The following is a 7,890-nucleotide window of genomic DNA, read 5'->3' as shown; positions in this document are numbered from 1 at the left end:
GGGCACGACCCAGCTGGAGACCAAGCGGCTGGGTGGTCGCCCCTTCTATCGCAATGACATCAGCTACTGGGACGCCGAGTGGCCCCAGCCCGCTCCAGAGGACTCCGCCGAGAACGGTGGTGAGAATGGTGGCGAAAATGGTCGCTATCGCTTCCTGTTTTGATCGCCATCTTGACCAGGTTCGCCGTTGCTGCGCTGGGACAGGGTGATCAGGGCCAGAACCAGGGCCACCCCGGCAAGTAAGGGGGTGGAGGCGGCCACGGTCACCCCGAGGGCAGCCGTAAACCAGATCGAAGCAGCACTGGTGAGTCCGCGCACCTCAGGCAGACCCCTCTTGTCAGCAGCAGGGGGCACCAGGATCTCGCCCGCCCCCAGGAAGCCAATGCCGGTGGCGACCCCCTGAATCACCCGGCTGCGGGCCTGGGGGTCGTCACCGGCCGCCAGCACCATCAGACACGCACTGAGGCCCACCAGCACATGCACCCGCAGGCGGTTGGGATGGCTGGTGTTGCCATGGTGGGCGCGGTTGATGCCCACAGCCAAACCGCACAGCACCGCCAGGCCCAGGCGCAGCAGAATCTGCAAATCGGGAGTGAGCGCCGGCAGCCAGCTCATGGCAGCCCTCTCATGGCAGCCCTGTGAAGCGTGGCTGAACCCCATAAGCTCTAGGCAGCTGAGCGTTGCCGCGGCCTGTGCAGAATCTGCTGCTGCGCAACAGCCTGAAGTTATTCGTGGCCGCGCTCGTCACAGCCGCCATTGCCGTCTGGACCGAACGCATTCAATTTGCCTGGTACCCGCTGATGGCAGTGGTGATGGTTGTCGACGATAACGACGACCACACACTGAAGGCCGCCAGCGGCCGAATCCTGGGCACCGTGGCGGGGGGCCTGATCACCTTCCTGGTGCACACCATCCTCGGCGGTTGGATCGGCGTCCTGGTGTCGATGCTGGTGATGATTCCTGTGCTGCAGCTGCTGGGCGGGCAGAACGCCTTAGGCACGGCCGCGCTGATCGCTGTGATGTTTCTGATGCTTCCCGGCCATACGGCGCTGGGCTGGGACTACGTGTTCAACCGCGCCCTCGACACGGTGGTGGGTTGCATTGTGGCGATCCTGGTGGGCCTGCTGTTCTGGCCGCAAAACAGCAGCAGCGAACTCAAAGCAGCCGATGGGCGCCTGCGTTACGCCCTAAAGACCCAGCTGCAGGCCTACAGCGACTGGCTGGCCCAACTGCGATCCAGGCCCCAGCCGCTGGATCCGGCACCGCTCACCAACGCCCTGCAATGCTTGGAGCAACTGGTGGCCCAGGAGCGCAGCGCCCCCCGCCATCAGGCCCTCAAACGCAGCGGCTGGGAGCAACGGCTGCGGCTGTGGCAGCTCGCCCACTTTCACTGGATCGCCTGGGAGAGGCTGGTGGCCGGCCTGCCCGAACAGCAGAGCCTGCAGGCCGATCTGCTGCGGCACGCGGTGAAGGAGCTGCAGCGGCAGCTCAGCGGAGAGCCCGGGCCGACCCCAGGGCGTGAGCCCCATCGTTGGCAGCAGCTGGCCCAAAAGCTGCAACTGCCCCTGCTGCCCCTGTTGGCCCTAGCAGAGGAGGGCCGCCCTCTGCATGCCTGCCTCGGGGGCTTGAACCGGATGGCGCCGCCGTGATCAACCGCAACGGCCTGCGCACCGCCTTCACCGCAGGGCTCGGCAACGCTTTCGCCAGCTTGTCGGGGGTAGGAGACAGCCAATACGTTTCCCTGGCGGTGTTGGCGGTGTCCACCGGCACCTACGGCGGCGCGCTTGCCCTGGGCAGCCAGCGCCTGCTGGGCACCGCGCTCGGGTCGGTGCTGCTGCTGATCGGCTACGAGGGGTTGAGGGGCCTGCCGATGCCGCTGGCGCTCGCGCTCACCCTCGGCGCCCTGCGCCTGCTGGGCGGCCTGCTGAAGCTGCAGGTGGGCTACAAGGTGGGCGGCATCGTCATCGTGATGGGCTGGCTCGTCCACGAGGGCGGCCTGGCCGGCTGGATTCCGCTTCGCTTTTTCTGGACCAGCTTCGGGGTGCTGATCACGCTGCTGGGCCTGCGGCTGTTCTGGCCCGCCCGCGGACTCGACAGCAGCCTGGCCCAGGTCGCCGGCCTGCTCGGCCAGCTGCAGAGCTGCTTCCGCGACCTGGCGTCGCGGGTGGATCCCGCCGCGGCCGACCAGGGGGAGGGGGCTGATCCGATCGGAATCGGCCGCTACCGGGCCCTGCGCAACCAGCTCGTCGCCATCCGCAGGCAAAGGCCAGCACTGCTGCAGGAGCTGGGCACCCTGCCGGAGCGCCATCCGGCGACGCTGCTGATGGACAACTTTGAGGCCACTGCCTCCCGCCTGATCACCCTTGTGGGGGGCCTGGTGCGCGAGCCACCCACCCTCCAGGATCCCCAGCTGGTGGTGCAACTGCACCGAGCCGAAGCGGAGTTGCTGCAGGCCATGGCGAGCCAGCTAGGCCAATGGGAACTGCAAATCCGCGCTCGCCGGGGCCTGCCCAAGCCGCCAGAGACAGGGCTTGAGGCACCACGCAGCTGGCAGGAGCTGGACCAAGAGCTCAACGATCCCACCGCCAACACCGCCTCCCTGCAACGACTCGAGCGGATTGCCAGCCGGCTGATGCTCTGCCGCCAGGCCGAGCAGGCCATACGCAATGGCGAAGCTAACTGGGCGGCAATTCTGGGTAGGAGCTAAACCAAGCAGATGGCCGTGATCAGCCGCCTACTGCAACAGCGCCATGCCTTCTACCGAGGCCTCCTGGCGGTTGAGGTGTTGGCCTTGGTGGGTCTGCGCGGCCTGGAGGAAGCACCACGGCTGGTCAGCCTGGTGTATCTGGTGATCGCCAGCGTCGCCGTATTGCTGGATTCGCCCCTCTTGCCCCAAAACAGACTCGAGCCATCGCTGGGCGAGTCGATTCCCCAGCGGCTGAAGCCGCGGCTGCAGAAGGCTTTGCTGCGCCGCCAGGTGGTGGGATTCGCCTGGCTCCTGGCGCTGTTGATCGAGGTGATCTGGCAGATAGCTCTGGTGTTCGACCCAGCCCTGGCCATTCAGCTCAGCGTGGTGCATTTGGTGGTTTGGCTGGTGCTGATGCTGCAGCTGCTCTGGAACCTGATCAATGCCTTGGCCGAGGAGCCACTCTTCAACGGCGACCTGCTGATGGGAGCCGCGGCCGGGTATCTGCTGGTGGGCTTCACCGGCGGCATCGTGCTCAATTCCCTGCTGGTGCTCGACCCGGCGGCCTTCAACCTGCCGGCCCATGGCCACGCCCTCCCCGATGGGATCGGCCATGCGCCGGCCATGCTGGGCGCCGCCTTCGCCAGTCTCACCACCATCGGCAGCCCGGTGCTGAAAAGCGGCAGCCTCACTAGCCTCACCGCCAGCGTGGGGATCACGATCGTGGGCCAGCTGTATGTGGCCATCATGATCGCCGGGGTGCTGGGGAAACCCAGGGGGCCGGGCATTCCGAAGGCGAAGGACGGGCCGAGTCAACCCGCTGCCGCCCCGGAAGCTGAACACCCCCGGGGCCAAAGAGCTGCTGCGCGAATCAAACTGCGCCGACTTAGGCGCTGATCTGCATCACCGTGGCAATGCGCAACCGCGTTCTGGCCCTGTTGTGGGTGGGGCTGATCCCGGCCCAACTTGCCCCGGCTGCGCTAGCTGCACCGCTTCCAGGCCAACCGCGGCCAACCCAAAGCACAGAGCTGATCCAGCGTAGCTGGCAGCGGCTGGATGCGGAACTGCGGGCCCTGGATCAACTGCTCCCCGGCGAACCCGAGCCCCCAGTAGGCGACGTGCTCAGCACACCGGAGCTGCCCGCCAATCTGATCCGGGCCAACCAACCCGCCAGCGGGCCGATCCAACCCGCCGATACGGTGGCCGGTCCGCCCCTGGATCTGCCCACCCCCCAGCAGCTTCAGGCCAGCGGCGTCGCCAGCCTCAGCCTGGAGCAGGCCCTGGCGATCGCCTTCGCCAACAGCGCCACCCTGCAGGCCCAGCGCGAGCAGGTGGCCGCCGCCCTGGCCAGCCTCCAGGCCGCCATGGGCAGCTACTGGCCCACCATCAGCGCCTTTGCCAACGGCGGCTACGAGGGCGCTCGCAGCACCACCACCTCCAACAAGCCCAACGACAATTTGGGTTTTGGCCCCACGTTTTCACCGAACGGGGTCCTCACCCCCGGACCTGGCGGCACAGCCATCCCCACGGCCGGCCCGTTTTATGTGCCCAACGGCGGCTCCGTCGCGGCCACGGCCGGGGAATGGGGCGTTGAAGGCGGCCTGCAACTCAACTACGCCCTGCTCGACTTCGCCCGCACGCCCTCGGTGCGCGCGGCCCGCGCCAGCCTGGAGCAGCAGCGCAACACCTATGCCAACCAGCTGCGCTCCCTGCAGCTGCAGGTGAGTGAGGCCTACTACCAGCTCCAGGAGGACGAGCAGCTGGTGCGCGTCTACGACGCCAACCTGCGCAACGACCTGGTGATCCTGCAGGACACCCTCGACCTCAAGCAGGCGGGCCTGGTGCCCAGGCTCGATGTGCTGCGGCGGCGCGCCATTCAGGCAGCCGACGAAGAGACCCTTATCCAGTCTCTGGCCGACCGGGCAGTGGCCCGCAGGCAATTGGCGTTGCTGCTCAACCTGCCGCCCCAGGTGACCCCCAACGCCAGTGATCCGATCGTGGTGCAACCGCGCTGGCCCCTCGATCTGGAGGCCAGCCTGCTGGCGGCCTACCGGGGCAACCCCGAACTGGAGGCGATCCTGGCCACCCGCACGGCCCTGGCCCAGCAGAGCCAGGCGACCGCGGCAGGTCTGCTGCCGAAACTCTCCCTGTTTGCCAGCGGCGGCGGCAGCAGCTCCCAAACCAGCCTGACCAACTTCGATCTTGGCGGCGGCGGCTGCTGCGGTTCCACCGCCTTGCCCCTCTCCACCACCAGTGGCTGGGACTGGTCGGTGGGTTTGACCTTCACCTGGCTGCTATTTGATGCCGGCAACACGGCTGGTCAGGCCCGGGCGCTGACCAAGCAGGCTGCGGCCACGGCCCAGCAATACGCCGCCAGTCGCAACGACATCCGCCTGCGGATCGAGCAGGCCTTCTTCAACCACGAAGCCAGCCTGGCCAAGCTGAGTTCAGCTCGCCGAGGCGTGGCGGCCGCCCTGGAGGCCTTCCGTGACGTGCGGCTGCGCTATCTAACCGGCCTCGACAGCGAGCTCAATCTCTCCAATACCCAAGACCGCCTGATCAACAGCCTGGTGCGGCGGATCAACGCCACGGTGAACGTGAACATCACCTACGCGAAGTTGCTGAAGGAGCTGCTGCCGATGCCCCGGGATCCCAATCTGCCGATCCAGCCCCAGCTGCAGCTCAGCAGCAGCCCCGCCACCCAACCTTGAACGGGCGACACCCCATGGCTGCCGCCCTGCCCTCCCTGAGCCCTATTTGGCGCAACAGTCTGCGCATCTGGCTGGCCAGCACCCTGACGATCGGGATCCTGTTTTGGTCTGGGCGCAACCACCTGCTGGGGCTGGCTCTGGTGATGGCTGTGTTGTTCGTGAATGAGAACGACCTCACCCCCGCCCGCAGCATTGGCCAGCTGGTGGCCGGAGCCTTAATCGGCATCCTCACGGCCATCGTGCTGCACGAGATATCCACCAGCTGGGTGGTGCTGGGCCTGGCAATCCTTATCACCGGTGTGCTGGTGCGCAGCCTGGGGCTGCTCAAAGGCCTGAGTACGGGGTATTTGAGCTGCTGGGCCGTGGAACTGATGCACCGCGGCAACCAGTTCAACTGGGCGTTGATTTTTAACCTGGCCTTCGCGGCGGTGGTGGGCATCTTGATGGCGCAGATCGCCACCTGGGCCTTTGGCCGCGCCGCCCCCTGCAACAGCTCCCTGCCCTGGAAGCCCGGATCGCCAGTCAGCTCGAGGCGCAAATCCTGGCCATGCAGCAGTGGCTGGATAGCGGCGGTGAGCCCCCAGCTGCCCTGCGCTCCCAGGATCTGCTGCCCAGCATTCAGCTTTTGCAACAGCTCCGCGACCAAAACCAGGGCCTTCCCATGCCCGCCCACACCCAACACCAGCTGTCGCGCTGGGCCCAGGCCGGCAGCATCTGGCGACAGGTGTTACGCCAGTGGCTGCTGCTGGAGCCCCTGCTACGGCAGCTGGACACCCCCCTGCCGGCAGACAGCCCCCAGCCCCTGCTCCGCAGCGCGCTCGCCAGCCTCGCCGGGACCTTAAAAACCCAGCCCACCGCCGCTCCAGGGCCAACCCTCTCGAGCCAAGCTCAAGATTGGATGGAAGAAGCTGGGCGTCTGGTTGCCCCCCAGCCCCTGCTGCTGGCCATCGGCCAGCAGTGCCAAGTGTTGAAACAGCTGCTCCACAGCCGGGCACTGCTCAGCGCGGGCCTGGCCCAGCTCTCGGCCTCGCAGGGATGACCCGCCCTGCCCTGCGGGACACCCTGCGCCTCGCTGCCACTGTGACGGTGGTGAACGGCTTCGCCAATCTCACCGGCCTGCCCTTTGCGCTTTACGCCTCCTTGGCGGTGCTGAGCGTCAGCGTAGGCAACTACGGCAACACCCTCGAACTCGGCCGTCAGCGCTTGGTTGGCACCGCAATTGGCGCCATGGTGGTGTTCTTCGGCTACCGGGCCTGGGGGCATCTGCCGCTGGTGGTGGGCCTGCCACTGGCCCTGCTACTAGCCCGGCTGATCGCCGGCTCGTTGCGGCTCACGGTGGGCTATGCGGTCTGCTGCTTTGTGGTGGTGATGGGCTGGCTGACGCACGACCAGCAGCTCGACAGCTGGATCCCGCTGCGCTTGCTCTGGACCGCGTTCGGCATCCTGATGGCCCTGCTCAGCCTGCGCCTTTTCTGGCCGTCTAGAGCCCGGATCCAGCAGCGCGAGGGGCTGCTGCAGCTGCTGGTGGATCTGGGACACACCCTGCTGCAGGTGGTGCAGAACCCGCCGGAAGCTATCCAATCCCAGGCGCAACGTCGCCGCCAGCTAGGGCAGCAGATCCGTAGCCTGCGCACAAGCCTGCAAGGCCTGCGCGACCAACGCCAGGGCGCCCTGCTGGAACTGGGAACACTGGCGAGCGAGCATCCTGTTGCACGGATGTGGGCACTGCTGGACCAGGCCAGCGAGGCCCTGATCCTGGATCTCGACGAGCTGCGGCGCCTGCCGAATGCCGACTGGCTGGGCTGGGGTCTACAAGTCGACTACGACGCAGGCCTGGCTTTTGTGCAGGGTGTGGTCGCTCGTTTGCTGAGCTGGCGACAGCAACTGAGCGATTCAACCCAGCTACAGCCACCGCCGAGCCAGCCGCGTTCGGCGCTGTCCTTAGAGGCCCTGCAGTCGCCCGAATCCAATGCTGCGTACAGGCGGCTAAGCCCGGAGCAACTCCAGCGAGTGGCCGCTCAGTTGATGGTGCTCAACCGCATGGATCACACCATGGAGAGTACCGAACGCCAATGGCGAGAGCTTGTGAGCTGAGAACTCAGGCGTTGGGCCGCGACGACCACCAGCGCTCGACGCGATAGAGGAGCACCACCAGCAGCACCACCAGCCAGAACCACAGCTCCGGTGGGTTGGCGTTGAACAGGATCAGCAGCAACACCACCTCGCTCACCAGCCAGGGGAACTCCTGCCGCAGCAGGGGGTTGCGGATCTGGAAACGGGGCTTGGCGTCCACGGGGCGGCTCATGGGGCGGAATTCGGCTGACGCAGGGAAGGCAGGTTCCAGCGCAGGTCGATCCAGGGAGTGCGGAATCCGCCGGTGAGGGAGCGCAGGCCAGGAATCACGTAGCTGATCGGCGAGCGCCACTCCACATAGGCGTGGGTCGACACCGAGAGGCCGTCGCGGATCGGGAACACACCGCTGCCCCCCGAGAG

9 protein-coding genes and 1 pseudogene are annotated in these 7,890 nt (G+C 66.8%); 7 read left to right on the top strand and 3 right to left on the bottom strand.

Features of this window, described 5'->3' with window-relative positions; translation table 11 throughout:
• Window positions 1-144 precede the first annotated feature (144 nt).
• Window positions 145-615 carry an MgtC/SapB family protein gene (locus KBZ15_RS14155; protein WP_255015861.1) on the bottom strand — a complete coding sequence of 157 codons (471 nt, stop codon included), beginning with the start codon at window positions 613-615 and terminating at the stop codon, window positions 145-147.
• A gap of 65 nt (window positions 616-680) precedes the next feature.
• Between KBZ15_RS14155 and KBZ15_RS14150 the strand changes: the two genes are divergently transcribed.
• Genes KBZ15_RS14150 through KBZ15_RS14120 form a run of 7 tightly spaced genes read left to right on the top strand, consistent with a single transcriptional unit; the run spans window position 681 to window position 7,491 of the window.
• Complete coding sequence (locus KBZ15_RS14150; protein ID WP_255015860.1) at window positions 681-1,649, top strand: aromatic acid exporter family protein; 969 nt, start codon at window positions 681-683, stop codon at window positions 1,647-1,649.
• Window positions 1,646-2,707 (top strand): FUSC family protein, encoded by a 1,062-nt coding sequence (locus KBZ15_RS14145; protein ID WP_255015859.1) that lies wholly within the window; start codon window positions 1,646-1,648, stop codon window positions 2,705-2,707. The genes KBZ15_RS14150 and KBZ15_RS14145 overlap by 4 nt, the downstream gene beginning before the upstream one ends.
• A gap of 9 nt (window positions 2,708-2,716) precedes the next feature.
• Entirely contained in the window at window positions 2,717-3,583 is an 867-nt protein-coding gene (locus KBZ15_RS14140; RefSeq protein ID WP_255015858.1) for a hypothetical protein, read from the top strand.
• Between the two features lie 17 nt (window positions 3,584-3,600).
• Complete coding sequence (locus tag KBZ15_RS14135) at window positions 3,601-5,397, top strand: TolC family protein (protein ID WP_255015857.1); 1,797 nt, start codon at window positions 3,601-3,603, stop codon at window positions 5,395-5,397.
• Between the two features lie 14 nt (window positions 5,398-5,411).
• Window positions 5,412-6,239 (top strand): hypothetical protein, encoded by an 828-nt coding sequence (locus KBZ15_RS14130; RefSeq protein ID WP_255015856.1) that lies wholly within the window; start codon window positions 5,412-5,414, stop codon window positions 6,237-6,239.
• Window positions 6,240-6,295: 56 nt separating this feature from the next.
• Window positions 6,296-6,436, top strand: coding sequence for a hypothetical protein (locus tag KBZ15_RS14125; RefSeq protein ID WP_255015855.1), 141 nt, complete (start codon window positions 6,296-6,298; stop codon window positions 6,434-6,436).
• A complete protein-coding gene (locus KBZ15_RS14120; RefSeq protein WP_255015854.1) occupies window positions 6,433-7,491 on the top strand; it encodes an FUSC family protein in 1,059 nt (352 codons plus the stop codon). The genes KBZ15_RS14125 and KBZ15_RS14120 overlap by 4 nt, the downstream gene beginning before the upstream one ends.
• Before the next feature lie 4 nt (window positions 7,492-7,495).
• Here the strand turns inward: KBZ15_RS14120 and KBZ15_RS14115 are convergent, their stop codons facing one another.
• On the bottom strand, window positions 7,496-7,702 hold the full coding sequence (locus KBZ15_RS14115) for a hypothetical protein (RefSeq protein WP_255015852.1): 207 nt from the start codon (window positions 7,700-7,702) through the stop codon (window positions 7,496-7,498).
• Window positions 7,699-7,890 (bottom strand): annotated as a pseudogene (locus KBZ15_RS14110) (NHLP bacteriocin system secretion protein); the annotation flags it as partial. The pseudogene KBZ15_RS14110 and the gene KBZ15_RS14115, both read right to left, overlap by 4 nt.

The sequence above is a fragment of the Cyanobium sp. BA20m-p-22 genome, from assembly GCF_024346275.1.
Lineage (GTDB): Bacteria > Cyanobacteriota > Cyanobacteriia > PCC-6307 > Cyanobiaceae > Cyanobium_A.
The sequence above is the reverse complement of the archived record's forward strand: the minus strand, read 5'-3'. Positions and strand labels throughout refer to the sequence as shown.